This is a genomic window from Belnapia arida, assembly GCF_016773205.1.
Taxonomy (GTDB): Bacteria; Pseudomonadota; Alphaproteobacteria; order Acetobacterales; family Acetobacteraceae; genus Belnapia; species Belnapia arida.
On sequence record NZ_JAETWB010000004.1, the window covers coordinates 167,082 to 181,146 of the forward strand.

At 71.3% G+C, this 14,065-nt stretch carries 16 protein-coding genes; 9 read left to right on the top strand and 7 right to left on the bottom strand.

Going from position 1 to position 14,065, the window contains the following annotated elements; genetic code table 11:
• Positions 1–3 precede the first annotated feature (3 nt).
• Entirely contained in the window at positions 4–753 is a 750-nt protein-coding gene (locus JMJ56_RS12460; protein WP_202832092.1) for a GntR family transcriptional regulator, read from the bottom strand.
• 164 nt (positions 754–917) lie between these two features.
• On the opposite strand from JMJ56_RS12460, the gene JMJ56_RS12465 reads away from it, so the two are divergent.
• The 3 genes from JMJ56_RS12465 (at position 918) to JMJ56_RS12475 (ending at position 4,391) form a co-directional block, all read left to right on the top strand.
• Positions 918–2,273, top strand: coding sequence for a class-II fumarase/aspartase family protein (locus tag JMJ56_RS12465; RefSeq protein WP_202832093.1), 1,356 nt, complete (start codon positions 918–920; stop codon positions 2,271–2,273).
• A 50-nt stretch (positions 2,274–2,323) separates the two neighbouring features.
• Entirely contained in the window at positions 2,324–3,325 is a 1,002-nt protein-coding gene (locus JMJ56_RS12470; RefSeq protein ID WP_236037698.1) for a Bug family tripartite tricarboxylate transporter substrate binding protein, read from the top strand.
• A 94-nt stretch (positions 3,326–3,419) separates the two neighbouring features.
• Positions 3,420–4,391: a tripartite tricarboxylate transporter substrate binding protein gene (locus tag JMJ56_RS12475; RefSeq protein ID WP_202832094.1), complete on the top strand. Its 972-nt coding sequence runs from the start codon at positions 3,420–3,422 to the stop codon at positions 4,389–4,391.
• Positions 4,392–4,397: 6 nt separating this feature from the next.
• On the opposite strand, the gene JMJ56_RS12480 is transcribed toward JMJ56_RS12475, so the two are convergent.
• Positions 4,398–5,333 (bottom strand): calcium-binding protein, encoded by a 936-nt coding sequence (locus JMJ56_RS12480; protein ID WP_202832095.1) that lies wholly within the window; start codon positions 5,331–5,333, stop codon positions 4,398–4,400.
• 66 nt (positions 5,334–5,399) lie between these two features.
• On the opposite strand from JMJ56_RS12480, the gene JMJ56_RS12485 reads away from it, so the two are divergent.
• From JMJ56_RS12485 to JMJ56_RS12495, 3 genes are all read left to right on the top strand, one after another.
• The gene (locus tag JMJ56_RS12485) at positions 5,400–6,515 is read left to right on the top strand and encodes a DUF1835 domain-containing protein (protein ID WP_202832096.1); all 1,116 of its coding nucleotides are present in this window, start codon (positions 5,400–5,402) and stop codon (positions 6,513–6,515) included.
• Positions 6,516–6,533: 18 nt separating this feature from the next.
• Positions 6,534–7,394: an isoaspartyl peptidase/L-asparaginase family protein gene (locus tag JMJ56_RS12490; RefSeq protein WP_202832097.1), complete on the top strand. Its 861-nt coding sequence runs from the start codon at positions 6,534–6,536 to the stop codon at positions 7,392–7,394.
• A gap of 187 nt (positions 7,395–7,581) precedes the next feature.
• Entirely contained in the window at positions 7,582–8,055 is a 474-nt protein-coding gene (locus JMJ56_RS12495) for a DUF1203 domain-containing protein (protein ID WP_202832098.1), read from the top strand.
• Here the strand turns inward: JMJ56_RS12495 and JMJ56_RS12500 are convergent, their stop codons facing one another.
• Together JMJ56_RS12500 and JMJ56_RS12505 are read right to left on the bottom strand one after the other, a co-directional pair.
• A complete protein-coding gene (locus tag JMJ56_RS12500) occupies positions 8,056–9,921 on the bottom strand; it encodes an ABC-F family ATP-binding cassette domain-containing protein (RefSeq protein WP_202832099.1) in 1,866 nt (621 codons plus the stop codon).
• Between the two features lie 53 nt (positions 9,922–9,974).
• The gene (locus tag JMJ56_RS12505; protein WP_202832100.1) at positions 9,975–10,163 is read right to left on the bottom strand and encodes a hypothetical protein; all 189 of its coding nucleotides are present in this window, start codon (positions 10,161–10,163) and stop codon (positions 9,975–9,977) included.
• A gap of 111 nt (positions 10,164–10,274) precedes the next feature.
• On the opposite strand from JMJ56_RS12505, the gene ndk reads away from it, so the two are divergent.
• Positions 10,275–10,697 (top strand): nucleoside-diphosphate kinase, encoded by a 423-nt coding sequence (gene ndk / locus JMJ56_RS12510; RefSeq protein ID WP_202823565.1) that lies wholly within the window; start codon positions 10,275–10,277, stop codon positions 10,695–10,697.
• 37 nt (positions 10,698–10,734) lie between these two features.
• Here the strand turns inward: ndk and JMJ56_RS12515 are convergent, their stop codons facing one another.
• From JMJ56_RS12515 to purM, 3 genes are read right to left on the bottom strand one after another with little or no spacing between them, the layout of a single operon-like run.
• A complete protein-coding gene (locus JMJ56_RS12515) occupies positions 10,735–10,893 on the bottom strand; it encodes an aa3-type cytochrome c oxidase subunit IV (protein ID WP_202832101.1) in 159 nt (52 codons plus the stop codon).
• A gap of 10 nt (positions 10,894–10,903) precedes the next feature.
• Entirely contained in the window at positions 10,904–11,563 is a 660-nt protein-coding gene (gene purN / locus JMJ56_RS12520) for a phosphoribosylglycinamide formyltransferase (RefSeq protein WP_202832102.1), read from the bottom strand.
• On the bottom strand, positions 11,560–12,633 hold the full coding sequence (gene purM, locus JMJ56_RS12525; protein WP_202832221.1) for a phosphoribosylformylglycinamidine cyclo-ligase: 1,074 nt from the start codon (positions 12,631–12,633) through the stop codon (positions 11,560–11,562). The genes purN and purM overlap by 4 nt, the downstream gene beginning before the upstream one ends.
• A gap of 95 nt (positions 12,634–12,728) precedes the next feature.
• On the opposite strand from purM, the gene JMJ56_RS33830 reads away from it, so the two are divergent.
• Complete coding sequence (locus tag JMJ56_RS33830; protein ID WP_236037699.1) at positions 12,729–13,430, top strand: hypothetical protein; 702 nt, start codon at positions 12,729–12,731, stop codon at positions 13,428–13,430.
• Complete coding sequence (locus JMJ56_RS12530) at positions 13,417–14,034, top strand: CDP-alcohol phosphatidyltransferase family protein (RefSeq protein ID WP_236037700.1); 618 nt, start codon at positions 13,417–13,419, stop codon at positions 14,032–14,034. Before JMJ56_RS33830 ends, JMJ56_RS12530 begins: the two co-directional genes overlap by 14 nt.
• The last annotated feature ends 31 nt before the right edge of the window (positions 14,035–14,065 follow it).

Consider the following 14,065-nt stretch of genomic DNA (forward strand, 5'->3'; position numbering starts at 1 on the left):
CCGTCACAGGCCGCCTGAGGCCGGCTGTCGCCGCAGCCGGCTCTCATAGGCGAAGCGGTCGGCCGGATGGATGCTCCGGCTCAGGAGGAAGCGCCGCCCCTTGGCGTCGAGATAGGTCCGGGTGATCTCGAGCGCGCTCGCTCCCGGCCTAGTGCGGAGGGCGGGTGCAAGGCGGCGCGGTACGCCGATCGCGGTGATCCGCTGCCGGATCTCAGCCGTGCGATGGCCGGCGAACTCCTCGATGAGCGTGCTGACAAGGCCGGGATAGCTGGCGATCCTCTCGCGCACCAGCGGCGCGAAGACCGGCGCGACATGGACATCCGTCCAGCAGAGCGGCGCGGCCGCGGCGCCGCGCGTGGCCCGCAGGCTCGAGACCCGAAGCCAGGCCTGGCCGACCGGGCAGCCGAGCAACTCGGCGAGCGCCTCGTCCACCGGCTCGGTCTCGATCTGCTGCACCTGCCGTTCGGTCTCGGCGCCGTACTGGGCGACGTCCTCGACGGTGGCAAGGGTCTGGTTATAGCTCTCGGGCCCGCGCAGCGGATGCTGTGCCTCGACGCGCGTGCCTGCATTGCGCCGGCGCGAGATCATGCCCGCGCCCTGCAACGAGTCCAACGCGGCCCGGACGGTCGATCGGCTTACCCCGAAATGACAGGCCAGCTCCACCTCGCTCGGCATCACCGCCCCGACCGGGTAGGTGCCCTCGGTGATCCGCTGGGTCAGCACCTTTGCCACGATGGCCCAACGCGTCGGCAAAGCCTGCCCTTTCCCTGTGTGATCCGGGCGATTCCATCCGGGTGCTGATGGGGTATCACAAACAATAGGTCCGTACCTAGCATTGACGATGGTCCAATCCTGCGTCTAAGTCCGTACCTAAGAGGGCAGCATCACGCGCCTTCGCCGGGGCGGACCCAGGATCAATGCCGAGCACGGTCACCGAATCCCTCATCTTCCGCGACATGTTCGGTACCGCCGCGATGCGGGCCATCTTCGCCGACGAGGCGCTGATCGGCCGCTACGTCGAGGTCGAGGTGGCGCTGGCCCGGGCCCAGGCGGAGACCGGCGTCATCCCCGCCGAGGCCGCCGCCGCCATCGCCGAGGCGGGGCGTAGCATGACGGTCGACTTCGACCGGCTGCGCCGTGAGACCGAGATCGTCGGCTACCCAATCCTGCCCATCGTGCACCAGCTGGCCGAGGCCGCCGGGCCCGCCGGCGGCTATGTCCACTGGGGCGCCACGACCCAGGACATCATGGACAGCGCCACCATCCTGCAGATGCGCGCCGCGCTGGACCTCGTCGCCACCGACCTGCTGGCGCTGCGCGGCATCCTCGCCGACCTTGCCGCGCGGCATCGCGCGACGCCGATGGCGGGGCGGACGCATCTGCAGCAGGCGCTGCCGGTGACCTTCGGCTACAAGGTCGCCGTCTGGCTCTCGATGATCGAGCGCCATATCGAGCGGCTGGAGCAGCTGCGGCCACGGGTGCTGATGGGCCAGCTCGCCGGCGCCGCGGGCACGCTCGCCTCGCTCGCGCCGGACGGGCTTCGCGTGCAGGCGGCCTTCTGCCGGGTGCTCGGGCTCGCGCAGCCCTCCGCCACCTGGCACGTCGCCCGCGACGGGCTGGCCGAGGCCGTCGCCTTCCTCGGCCTTGTCACCGGCAGCCTCGGCAAGATCGCCACCGACGTAATGCTGATGATGGCGACCGAATTCGCCGAGGTCGCGGAACCCTTCGTCAAGGGACGCGGCGCCTCTTCGACCATGCCGCAGAAGCGCAATCCGATCTCCTCGGAGCTGATGCTGGCGGCGGCCAAGGCGGTGCGGCAGCAGGTGGCGCTCATGCTCGACGGCATGATCCACGACTTCGAGCGCGCCACCGGCCCCTGGCACGCCGAATGGGTGGCGATTCCCGAAAGCTTCATCATGACCGGCGGCGCGCTGGCCCAGGCGCGCTTCATGCTCGGCGGGCTGATCGTCGATGCCGGCCGCATGCGCGACAACCTCGAGATCACGGGCGGCCTCATCGTCGCCGAGGCGGTGATGATGGCGTCGGCGCCGAAGCTCGGCCGCCAGCACGCGCACGACGTCGTCTACGACGCCTGCCGTACCGCCGCAACGGAGCGGCGGCCGCTGGCCGAGGTGCTGGCCGGGGAGCCGCTCATCGTCGAGGCACTGGGCGGCATGGAGGCGGTGCGCCGCCATTGCGACCCGGCCAACTATCTCGGCCATGCGCCCGAGATGGTCGACCGCCAGCTCGGCCTGCTCGGCGGCGCCCGCTGAGCGGTCCGCCTCGCCAACAAGGTGTCCATCGCCATCCGAGGAAACCAGCCATGATCAGCCTCAGCCGCCGCCACCTGCTGCGTACGGGCGCCCTGTCCGCCGCCGCCATGTCCACCGCCCACCGCGCCGCAGCGGCGGAGGGCTGGCGGCCGAGCCAGACGGTGCGCATCGTCGTCCCGGGCGCGCCGGGTGGCACGACCGACCTGATGGCCCGCTTCCTCGCCAGCCACCTGCAATCCCGCTGGAGCCAGAACATCGTCGTCGACAACCGCTCCGGCGGCGGCGGCACCGTGGGCACGCTCGAGGCGGTCCGTTCGCGGCCGGACGGCCATACCATCCTGCTCGGCAATATCGGCCCGCAGGCCATCGTCTATTCGCTGATCCGCGGCATGCAGTACCAGCCGAGCGACCTGATCCCCGTCTCCGGCATGATCCGTGGCCCGAACGTCCTGGTGGTGAACCCCACCCTGCCGGTGCGGAGCGTGCCGGAATTCGTCGCCTATCTCCGCAAGAACCCGGACCGGCTCAGCTATGGCACCTCGGGCCTCGGCCAGTCGGTGCACATCTCCGGCGTGCTGTTCCACCAGCTGATCGGCGTCCCCGGCACGGCCGCGCATTTCCGCGGCTCCGCGCCGGCGCAGGTCTCGCTGATCGGCAACGACGTCCAGTACATGTTCGACAACCTGCCGACGATGGTCGAGCACATCCGCTCCGGCAAGGTGCGCTCGCTGGCGGTGACCAGCGCCGACCGCAACAACCAATTGCCGGACCTGCCCACGCTGCGGGAGACCATGCCGGAACTCGCGGGCTACGACGTCAACACCTGGTTCGGCGCCTTCCACCCGGCAGGCACGCCGGCCGCCGTGGTGCAGGCTCTGAACGCCGAGATGAAGGTCCTGCTCGACGGTCCAGACACGCGGACGCGCTTCGCCGGGCTCGGCGGCGTCCCGGACCATCGCTCCCCGGCGGAGTACGGCGCATTCGTGCAGTCCGAGATCGAGAAGTGGGGCACGGTGCTGAAGAAAGAGGGGCTGCAGGTCGACGCCGACTGAACCGTCGCCGGCATCTTGCATGGCGGGCATTCCAGCCCGACCATGCCGCCGAGAAGCGGCCCCTGGAGAGGCCGCCGACGGGAGTTGCCCAAGCATGACCATCCGCCTGAACCGCCGTTCCCTGATCGGGACCGGGCTGGCTACCCTTGCCAGCCCGGCCATCGCCCAGTCCGGCTTTCCCAACCGTCCGATCCGCATGCTGGTGCCCTGGCTTCCCGGCGGCTCCTCCGACGTGCCGCTGCGCGTGCTGAGCGAGCTGGCGAGCACGAAGCTCGGCCAGCCGGTGGTGGTGGAGAACAAGCCCGGCGCCTCCGGCACGCTCGGCGCGCTGGCGATGTCGCAGGAGGCGAAGGGCGACGGCCATGTGGTCGGGCAGATGCCGGTCACGGTCTTCCGCATGCCGGCGATGTCGCGCCGCCCGATCTTCGACCCGGCGAAGGACTTCAGCTGGATCCTGCACCTGACCGGCTACGTCTTCGGCGTCGTCGTCCGCGCCGACCAGCCCTGGCAGACCTGGCAGGAGTTCGTCGCCTATGCCAAGGCCAATCCCGGCAAGGTCACCTACGGCACGCCCGGCGTCGGCAGCACGCTGCACATCACGATGGAGCGCATCGGCGAGATGCTCGGCATCGAGTGGCTGCACATCCCCTTCCGCGGCGGCGCCGACAACACCCAGGCCGTGCTCTCGGGCCAGACCGTGGCGAACAGCGACAGCACCGGCTGGGCGCAGCTGGTGCAGGAGGGCAGGCTCCGCCTCCTCGTCGTCTGGACCGCCGAGCGCGCCAAGCGCTTCCCCAACGTGCCGACGCTGCGCGAGGTGGGCATCGACATCGTCGCCGACAGCCCCTTCGGCATCGGCGCGCCGAAGGGCGTCGACCCGGGCATCGTGCGGGTGCTGCACGATGCCTTCAAGGAGGCGCTGTTCGACCCGAAGCACGTCGAGACGCTCGACCGCTACGACATGCCGCTGCGCTACATGAACAGCGAGGACTACGCCGCCTTCGCCATGAAGACCTATGCGGAGGAGAGCGCCATCATCCGCAAGCTCGGCCTCAGGATGGACTGAGCCTCTTCAGGACAGGATGAAGTCGGCCGCCGTCAGGTCATACACCCCGTTGAGCTCGATCTCGCCGTTCGGGCCGGATGGTGTCGGCACAGGGAAGTCCGGAGGCGGGTTTCCGAAGACGGCGGCGAGCTGGACGATGGTGCGCCCCTCCTCGATTACGGTGCGGACCTGGAGGCCGAGGCTCGCGCCGAATTCGCCCTCGCCGAGGAAGACCGACTCTCGGTCCGGAGCGAAGGTGTTTGCGTAGCCGCGAAGGTCGATACGGTCCACGCTTTGGCAGAAGTCGAGGATCACGTCCCGCGCGCCGGGGCCGACCCCGGCTTCGATGTCGCCGAAAGGGAATTCCCTGACATAGACGAAGGTATCGGCGCCGGCCCCGCCGGTCAACCGGTCGGCACCCTCCTCCCCACGCAACCGGTCGTCGCCAACACCACCGTAGAGCCGATCGACGCCACGGCCACCGTCGATGGCATCGTTGTCGGCACCACCGTAGATCTGGTCGGCTCCGCCGCCGCCATCGATCGTATCGTTTCCGGCACCGCCGAAGAGCAGGTCGGCTCCATCCGCGCCGACGACACCGATGCTGCCGGACGGGCTGCCGCCGAAGACGCCGTAGCCGTTGATCGAGTCGTTGCCATCGCCGCCGAACACCGTGTCCGCACCGAAGCCGGCGCCGATCAGGTCATTGCCGGCACCGGCCAGGATGAGGTTGCGGCCGGGCAGGACGTCACCGGAATTATAAGGCGGCGGCAACGGTCCACCGAAGCTGCCGCCTCCAAAGAAATTATCCCCGAAGATCGTGTCGTTTCCAGAGCCTGCGAGGATGACGTCGTTGCCCGGCAGTACTTCGATCCGGTCATCCCCGGCGCCGCCGAGGATCAGATCGTCCTCCGTTGTTCCGAGCAGGCTGTCCGGTCCAGCGGTACCGTTGCGAAATGCCATGATCCTTGCCCCTCCCGACTTTTGGGCGAGCCTATGACGGCCAGCGCACCCTCTGCGATGGTTCCGATGACACGCTTGCGCGACGCCGCTGCCGTTGGCGCTGGCGTGGCAAAGGGGGTGGCGCGGCGCCGTGGTTCCGTCGCATGCTTCGCCGAGACCGGTCGACCAGGCTGGCAGGGGACGGAGGAGAGGCATGGCCGCAAGGCCGCGCGACAGGGCATCCGCATTCAATCAGGGTCAGGCAAGGCCGCGCCGCCGGTGACGCCGCTGCTGCATCTCCGCTGCGGCGACGACCTCCGCAGCCGCCTCCATTCGGCCGGGATCGCCGGCGAGTACCTCTGCTTCGCCGACCCGGTCTGCGTCGGGCCGGCGCAGGACGACGGCGACCTGATGGCCTGGCTCGGCATGCGGGCGCGCTACGTGGCGCTGCATGCGGGGCAGGACCCGGCTGCCGTGCGCCTCCGCCTCGGCCGGGAATATGCCGCGCTCAACGGCCTGCACCGGCGCGAGGCCGTGTGGCTCTGGTTCGAGCACGACCTCTGGGACCAGGCCGCGCTCATCCGCATCCTCTCCCTGCTAGCCGAGAAACGCCTGCTGCGCGGCAAGCTGCTGCTGCTGCCCGCCGATGGCGAGCGCAGCTTCCCAGCGCTCAGCGATGCCGAGCTCGGCGCACTCCACCCCGCGCCGCTCTCCGATCTGCAGATCGAGCAGGCGGCCGAGGCCTGGGCCGCCTTCGCCGCGCCCGATCCGCGCGGGCTGGACGCGCTCAGCCGGCGCGAGCTGGCGCTGCCCTTCCTCGCCGCGGCGCTGCGCCGGCACCTGCGCGACCTGCCCTGGACGACGGACGGGCTCGGCGAGACCGAGCGTCGCGCACTCCGCGCCATCGCGGCCGGCGCCACGGACGAGGCCGCCGTGTTCCAGCGGCTGCAGGATGGCGACCCGGTCTTCCACGTCACCGACCTGATCGTGCGCGAGGTGATCAACCGGCTGCGCCAGGGGCCGAACCGCCTGGTCTCCCGCGACGAGCAGCTTCACCCGACGCCGCGCGGCGCTGCCGTGCTGGCCGGGACGGACCGCTTCCGCCCGCCGCCGCGCTTCCACGCCGGCGTGCATGTGCTGCCGGATCCGCCCTGGTTCTGGGACCCTGCCCAGGCCGCCGTCGTCCCCGGGGCGAAGGCATGAGCACCACCCTCGTCATCCATGGCGGCGCGGGAGGCGGAACATCGCGCCGCGCTGGAGGCTGCCCTCGCCGCCGGCGGCGCGGTCCTGGTGCGGGGCGGCGGCGCGCTCGATGCGGTGGACCAGGCGGTGCGCGCGCTGGAGGATTGCCCGCTCTTCAATGCCGGCCGCGGCGCCACCTTCACCGTCGCCGGCACGATCGAAATGGATGCCGCGCTGATGGACGGCACGACGCGCCGCGCCGGCGCCGTCGCCGGCGTGCAGCGCATCCGCAACCCGGTCACGGCTGCGCGGGTAGTGATGGAGCGCACGCCGCATGTGCTGCTGATCGGCCAGGCCGCGGATGCCTTCGCTGAGGCCGAGGGCTTTGACCTCGCCCCGGCGGAGTATTTCCGCACCGAGCATCGCTGGCAGCAATTGCAGGCGGCATTGGCGACGCAGCGCATCGCCCTCGACCACGACCTGCCCGCGCGCATGGGCACGGTCGGCGCCGTCGCCCGCGACCGCAGCGGCCGCCTCGCCGCCGCCACCTCCACCGGGGGGATGACGAACAAGCGCGCCGGCCGCGTCGGGGACAGTCCGTTGATCGGCGCCGGCACCTGGGCTGATGCGACGGTCGCGGTGAGCTGCACGGGCGTCGGCGAGGCCTTCATCCGCTGCGCTGCGGCGCATGAGCTTTCCGCCCTGATGCGCCATCGTGGCCATGCGGTGCAGCGGGCGGCCGTGGAGGTTGCCGAGGTGCTGGTTCCCGCGAGCGGGGGCAGCGGCGGCCTCATCGCCGTCGACGCAGCGGGCGAGCCGGGATTCGCCTTCGGAACGCCCGGCATGTATCGGGGTGTCCTCCGCGATGGCGCCGCGCCGGAGATCGGCATCTACGCCTGAGTCCAGCGGGCCGAGGTCCTCCGGGGATCACGTTACCTCAGCTGCATGGATGATGCGCATCCCGCAACCGATCCCCAAGGATCGTGCATCCGCGAGCGGAAGCTTGAGTTTCCCGCATGCCGGCGCAACCGGCGGAAGGCGCGAGCCCTCGCCATTCGGGACAATGGGCGCGAAGGAGACCCTGCGCATGGCCCGGTTCCGCTGCACGCCCATCCCCACCGAGACCGCCCGCCGATGGCGCGCCACCGGGCTCGATGACCGGAGCCAGACCCTGCATCGCCGCGTGGTGGACGGCCCGGGCTTCCCCTGCCGCCATTGCCTGCGCCTTGGCATGCCGGGCGAGGCGATGCTGCTCGGCAGCTACGCCCTGCCGCATCCGCAGGGCGTCTACTGGACGCCGAGCCCGATCTTCCTGCACGCCGACGACTGCGCGCGCTTCGAGGTGATGGACGAGATTGCCCCCATCGTGCTCGCCAACGGCACCGTCTCCGTCCGCGCCTATGATGCCGGGGAGATGTGCCTTTACGACCTGGGCGCGATCAGCGAGGGCCAGGCGGTGGCGCCGCTGCTGGAGCGGGCGCTGGCCGACCCGCGCACGCGCTTCGTCAACATCCACACCGCGCGGCCGGGCTGCCTGCTGACGGCGGTGGAGCGTCTGTGATCAGGCCGCTTCCAGCTTTTCCTGCAGCTCCAGCCACTCGCTCTCGAGGCCCGGCAGGATCTTGTTGATGACCGCGCGGCGCGTCGTCGCGCGGCTGATCAGGTCGGTCTTGTTGCCCGCATAGAGCCGCGGGTCGGCCAGCGCCTTGTCGATCACCGCCGCCTCGTCCTGCAGCTTGGCGATCTGCGCCTCGATCTGCTTCAGCCGCTCCTTCAGGGGCGCGAGGGCGGTGCGGCTCTCCGCCCGGCCGCGCCGCTCGGAAGGCCGCGCCGCGCCGGCCGGCTCGCTGCGCGCGCCGCGCCGCCCGCCGCCGAGCAGCGCACGATAGTCGTCGAGGTCGCCGTCGAAGGACGCCACCTTGCCCTCGCCCACCAGCCAGAGCCGGTCCGCCACCAGTTCCACTAGATGTGGGTCGTGGCTGATGAGGATGACGGCGCCGTTGTAGTCGGCCAGCGCCTTCACCAGCGCGTCGCGCGCGTCGATGTCGAGGTGGTTGGTCGGCTCGTCGAGGATCAGCAGCTGCGGCGCCTCGCGCGTGCAGAGCGCCAGCAGCAGCCGCGCCTTCTCGCCGCCGGAGCAGGCGGAGATCCTCGTCGTCGCCCGCTCCACGTCGAGGCCGAAGCGGGCAAGCTGCGAGCGGCACTGCGTCACCGTCGCCTTCGGCATCGCCGCCTGCATGTGGGAGAGCGGCGTGCCCTCCATGTCCAGCTCATCCGTCTGATGCTGGGCGAAGTAGCCGATCTTCAGCTTGGGCGAGCGGAATTCGCGCCCGCCCATGAGCGAGAGGCGCCCGGCGAACAGCTTCGCCAGCGTCGACTTGCCGTTGCCGTTGGCCCCCAGCAGGGCGATGCGGTCGTCCTGGTCGAGCCTGAGGTCGAGGCCGCGCAGCACGACGCGCCCGTCATAGCCGATGCTGCCGCCGGTGATGGAAAGCACGGGCGGTGCCAGCTCGGCCGGCTCGGGGAAGGCGAAACGCGTCACATGGTCCTCGACCACGCTCTCGATCGCCGGCATGCGCTCCAAGGCCTTGATGCGGGACTGCGCCTGGCGTGCCTTGCTCGCCTTGGCGCGGAAGCGGTCGACGAAGCTCTGGATATGCGCCCGCTCGGCGGCGAGCTTCTCGTTCATGGCCGCCTGCTGGGCCTGGCGCTCGGTCCGGACGCGGACGAAATTGTCGAAGGCGCCCGGGTAGAGCGTCAGCTTGCCCCGGTCGAGATGGGCGATGGCATCGACGCAGCGCTCCAGCAGCCCGCGATCGTGGCTGACGATGATGGCCGCACCTGAGAAGCGTTGCAGCCAGCCCTCCAGCCACATCGTCGCCTCGAGATCGAGGTGGTTGGTTGGCTCGTCGAGCAGCAGCAATTCGGGCTCGAGGAAGAGCACTCGGGCCAGCGCCACGCGCATCCGCCAGCCGCCGGAGAACTCCGTGCTGGGCCGCGCCTGCGCCGCCGCATCGAAGCCGAGGCCGGCGAGGATGGTTGCGGCGCGGGAGGGGGCGCTGTCCGCCTGGATGGCGATCAGCCGCTCATGGATCTCGGCCATGCGGTGCCCTTCCGGCCCCGCCTCCGCCTCGGCGAGCAGGGCGGCGCGCTCGGTGTCCGCGGCGAGCACCGTGTCCAGCAGGCTCTCCGGCCCGCCCGGCGCCTCCTGCGCCACATGGCCAAGCCGGGCCCGCTGGGCGAGGCGGATCTCCCCGCCATCCGGCTGGATGTCGCCGATGATGGCCTTCAGCAAGGTGGACTTGCCGGCCCCGTTGCGGCCGACCAGCCCGACCTTGCGGCCAGGATCGACGGCGAGGTCGGCGCCTTCCAGGAGGGCACGGCCGGCGATGCGGAGGGTGAGGTCGCGGATGGCGAGCACGGTCATGCGCGCCTTCTACCGCCGCCCCGGCCCCCCGTCACGCGCCGCAGCATGCGGTGCTAGCTGGGCTGCTCCTCGGTTTCGGCCTCGGCTTCGGTCGCGGTCTGGGGCGGGGAGGGGGGCTTCGGTGCCGGCGCCTCGGCCCATTCGTCGGAGACCATGCCCTGCTGGCTGCTCACCAGGTCGATGTCGGCTTGGCTGGGCGGGCGGGGGATGCGGGGTTTCGGCGGTGCGTCGTCCTGGGCCATGTGGCGGTACTCCTCTTCCGGGGAGCCAACGCGGGGCGGGCGGCCGGGTTGGGCTTGCATCCGCGCCCTGGCCCGCCTATCCCGCCGCCACCGTCACGAAAGGATGCCCCTATGGCTGTCGAGCGCACCCTGTCCATCATCAAGCCGGATGCCACCCGCCGGAACCTGACCGGCAAGATCAACGCCAAGTTCGAGGAAGCGGGCCTCCGCATCGTCGGCCAGAAGCGCCTGCAGCTCAGCGAGGCCCAGGCCGGCGCCTTCTACGCTGTCCACAAGGAGCGGCCTTTCTACAAGGACCTGGTCAGCTTCATGATCAGCGGCCCGGTGGTGGTGCAGGTGCTGGAAGGCGAGAACGCCGTCGCCAAGAACCGCGAGATCATGGGCGCCACCAACCCGGCCAATGCGGCCCCGGGCACCATCCGCAAGGAATTCGCCGAGAGCATCGAGGCGAACAGCGTCCACGGTTCCGACAGCGCCGAGAATGCCGCCACGGAGATCGCCTTCTTCTTCGCCGGCACCGAGATCGTCGGCTGAGGCGGCGGGGCCGGCCCTCGGGGCCGGCCCCCTTGCGTCAGGCCACGAAGAGCAGCAGCGCCAGCAGCAGCAGCACGGTGATGACGATCCCCCAGGTGGAGAACTGCACGAAGCCTTCCCAGCCCCGCTGCCGGTCGACGAGCAGCGCCTTCTGGTCGACTGCCCCGAAATCGTAATGCTCACGGTGTTCGGCCACGGTCCGGTCCTCATCCACTCTCGGAATGGGGTGTAGAAAGCGCGGGCGGGCTCGGCAAGGGGTTGGTGAGGGCCGCCGAGTGATCGGGATGCGCCGCTGCCCCGCCCGCCGCGACCCGCAGCGCCTCCGGATAGATCCGGTGCTCCTGGGCCAGGACCCGGGCGGCCAGCGCCGCCTCCGTATCCCCCGGCAGCACCGGCACCGCAGCCTGGGCGAGGATGGGCCCGGCATCCATCTCCTCGGTCACCCAATGGACGGTGCAGCCATGCAGGCGGACGCCGGCGGCCAGCGCCCGCGCATGGGTGTCGAGGCCCGGGAAGGCCGGCAGCAGGCTGGGGTGGATGTTCAGCATCCGCCCGGCCCAGCGCCCGACCAGGAAGGGTGTCAGCAGCCGCATGTAGCCGGCGAGGCAGACGAGGCGGATGCCATGAGCCTCCAGCACGGCCTGCACCGCCGCCTCATGCGCGGCGCGGTCTCGGCCGAAGGGGCGGCTCTCGACCACCGCCGTCGGCACCCCGGCCGCCGCGGCCAGCGCCAGCCCGCCCGCATCCGCCTTGTTGGCGAGGACGAGGGCGATCTCCGCCGGAAAGCCCGGCGCCCGCGCCGCCTCCAGCAGCGCCACCATGTTGGAGCCGCGGCCGGAGATCAGGATGGCGGTCTTCACCCTCACCGGGGCCAGTTCTCCGGCAGGTTGTCGATCCGCACCCGGGCTTCGCCGCTTCCGGCTTCCAGCCCGCCGATGCGGAACACGGTCTCGCCCGCGCCTTCCAGCAGGGCCGTCGCCTCGGCAACCGCCTCGGCCGAGACGACGACGACCATCCCGACCCCGCAGTTGAAGACCCGCAGCATCTCTTCCGGCGCGACATTGCCCGCCACGGCCAGCCAGGCGAAGACCGGCGGCACCGTCCAGGCGCCCGCATCCACCACCGCCGCGACCCCCTCCGGCAGCACCCGCGGCAGGTTGCCCGGCAGCCCGCCGCCGGTGATATGCGCCGCCGCCTTCAGCAGGCCCTTGCGGTGCAGCGCCAGCAGCGACTTCACATAGATCCGGGTCGGCGCCAGCAGCGTTGCGCCCAGCGTCCCGCCGCCGAAGGGGGAGGGGGCTTCGAGGCCGAGCCCCGCCGCCTCCACCACCCGCCGCACCAGCGAGAAGCCGTTGGAATGCACCCCCGTGCTGGCCAGCCCCAGCAGCACGTCGCCAGGCCCTACATCCGGCCGCGGCAGCAGCGCCCCACGCTCGGCGGCGCCGACCGAGAAGCCGGCGAGGTCGTAATCCTCGGCGGCATACATCCCCGGCATCTCCGCCGTCTCGCCGCCGACCAGGGCGCAGCCCGCCTGGCGGCAGCCCTCGGCGATGCCGGAGATGACGTCCCGCGCCTGCTCCAGCCGGAGCTTGCCCGTGGCGAAGTAGTCGAGGAAGAAGAGCGGCTCCGCCCCCTGCACCACGAGGTCGTTCACGCACATGGCGACCAGGTCGATGCCGACCGTGCCGTGCAGCCCGGCATCGAGCGCGACGCGCAGCTTGGTGCCGACCCCATCCGTCGAGCTGACCAGCACCGGGTCGGTGAAGCCGGCCGCCTTCAGGTCGAACAGCGCGCCGAAGCCGCCGAGCCCGCCCATGGTGCCGGTCCGGCCGGTGGATTTCGCCATCGGCTTGATCGCCTCGACCAGCGCGTCGCCGGCATCGATATCCACCCCGGCATCACGGTAGGTCAGGCTGTTTCGCGGGGAACTGGTCAGGGCGGCCTCCGATCGGCTAAGGGGGGTCGGCGGCTTTCTAGCGCGCCTTTTCCGGCGCGTCCCCTGTGCCGGGCCGCATGGCAGGAGAAAGCGCAATGCTGGGCAGATCGGGCGTCCTCCGGGGCATGGCGGGCGCCGCCCTGGCCCTCGCCGCCACTCTAGCCACCCCCCTGGCCCTGGCACAGACCGGCGCGCTGCCGCCCGTGGCCACCACGCCCGACGCCTCGGCGCTGAACCTCACCCAGCGCGGCATCCCGGCCGAGGCCTCGGCCGAGAACGGCGTGCTGGCGCGGGAGCGGGCGCTGGCCGCCGGCCGGCGCACTGCCTGGGAGCGGGCCCTCTCCGAGGCCGGGCTGCCGCCGGTCAACCTCTCCGACGGGCGACTGGAGGACATGGTCCGCTCCATCGTCATCGAGCAGGAGCGCACGGCGCCGACCCGCTATGCCGGCCGCATCACCGTGGTCTTCGACCCCAACCGGGTGCGCTCCGCCCTCGGCGGCAGCGCCAGCGTGCCGGGCGCCTCGCCGCCCCCCGTCGCCGCCGGCGCGCCGGCCTCGAATTGGATCGAGGCGAGGGCCATCTACCGTTCCATGGGCGAATGGCTCGAACTCCAGCGGCGGCTGCGCGGGGCTCCCCCGGTCGCCTCGGTCGACATCCAGGCGATCGCGGTCGATGCGGCGCGGCTCCGGCTCGGCCTGCGTGCCCCGCCGCCCGAAGCCGCGGCGCTGCTCGCCGCCCTCGGCATCGCGCTGGAACAGGCGGGTTCCGCCTGGCGGCTGGGCCTTGCCGGAAGCTGAGACGCGCCCGGTCGAGCAGGGAGGCAAACCGCCGTCCGAGGCGCCGCCGCATGTGCTCGTCACCCTGCCCAACCTCATCACCCTGGCGCGGCTCTGCGCCGTGCCGGCGACGATCTGGCTGATCCTGCACCGGCGGCTCGACCTTGCCTTCTACGTCTTCGTAGGCGCCGGCATCTCGGACGGCGTCGATGGCTGGCTGGCGCGGGTGACCAACTCGCGCAGTGCGCTCGGGGCGATGCTCGACCCGGTGGCGGACAAGGCGCTGCTGGTCTCGGTCTATGTGACGCTCGCCGCCATCGGCGGGCTGCCGGACTGGCTCGCCATCCTGGTGGTGTTCCGCGACCTGCTGATCGTCGGCGGCGTGCTGGTGCTCTGGGGGCTCGGCCAGCCGCCGCGCATCCGTCCGCTGCTGGTCTCGAAGCTGAACACCTGCGCCCAGATCGCGCTGGCCGCCCTTGCCCTCTTCATCCTCGGCTTCGGCCTCGCCGCCGACGGGCTGCTGGCCGGGCTGATCTGGGCGGTTGCGCTGACGACGCTCGCCTCGGGCATCGCCTATGTGGTTTCAGCAATACATTGGACGCATCATCCCCGGCCACGGCCATGAACCTCGTCCCACCCCAGCCCCCGGCCATGAA

Excerpts from the sequence above, each read along its gene's own strand:
- JMJ56_RS12495 (WP_202832098.1), top strand. The coding sequence starts at position 7,582 with ATGGCCCGGTTCCGCTGCACGCCCATCCCCACCGAGACCGCCCGCCGA.
- JMJ56_RS33830 (WP_236037699.1), top strand. The coding sequence starts at position 12,729 with ATGCTGGGCAGATCGGGCGTCCTCCGGGGCATGGCGGGCGCCGCCCTG.
- JMJ56_RS12505 (WP_202832100.1), bottom strand. The coding sequence starts at position 10,163 with ATGGCCCAGGACGACGCACCGCCGAAACCCCGCATCCCCCGCCCGCCC.
- JMJ56_RS12470 (WP_236037698.1), top strand. The coding sequence starts at position 2,324 with ATGATCAGCCTCAGCCGCCGCCACCTGCTGCGTACGGGCGCCCTGTCC.
- JMJ56_RS12475 (WP_202832094.1), top strand. The coding sequence starts at position 3,420 with ATGACCATCCGCCTGAACCGCCGTTCCCTGATCGGGACCGGGCTGGCT.
- JMJ56_RS12480 (WP_202832095.1), bottom strand. The coding sequence starts at position 5,333 with ATGGCATTTCGCAACGGTACCGCTGGACCGGACAGCCTGCTCGGAACA.
- JMJ56_RS12490 (WP_202832097.1), top strand. The coding sequence starts at position 6,534 with ATGGCGGCGCGGGAGGCGGAACATCGCGCCGCGCTGGAGGCTGCCCTC.
- JMJ56_RS12485 (WP_202832096.1), top strand. The coding sequence starts at position 5,400 with ATGACACGCTTGCGCGACGCCGCTGCCGTTGGCGCTGGCGTGGCAAAG.
- JMJ56_RS12500 (WP_202832099.1), bottom strand. The coding sequence starts at position 9,921 with ATGACCGTGCTCGCCATCCGCGACCTCACCCTCCGCATCGCCGGCCGT.
- JMJ56_RS12465 (WP_202832093.1), top strand. The coding sequence starts at position 918 with ATGCCGAGCACGGTCACCGAATCCCTCATCTTCCGCGACATGTTCGGT.
- ndk (WP_202823565.1), top strand. The coding sequence starts at position 10,275 with ATGGCTGTCGAGCGCACCCTGTCCATCATCAAGCCGGATGCCACCCGC.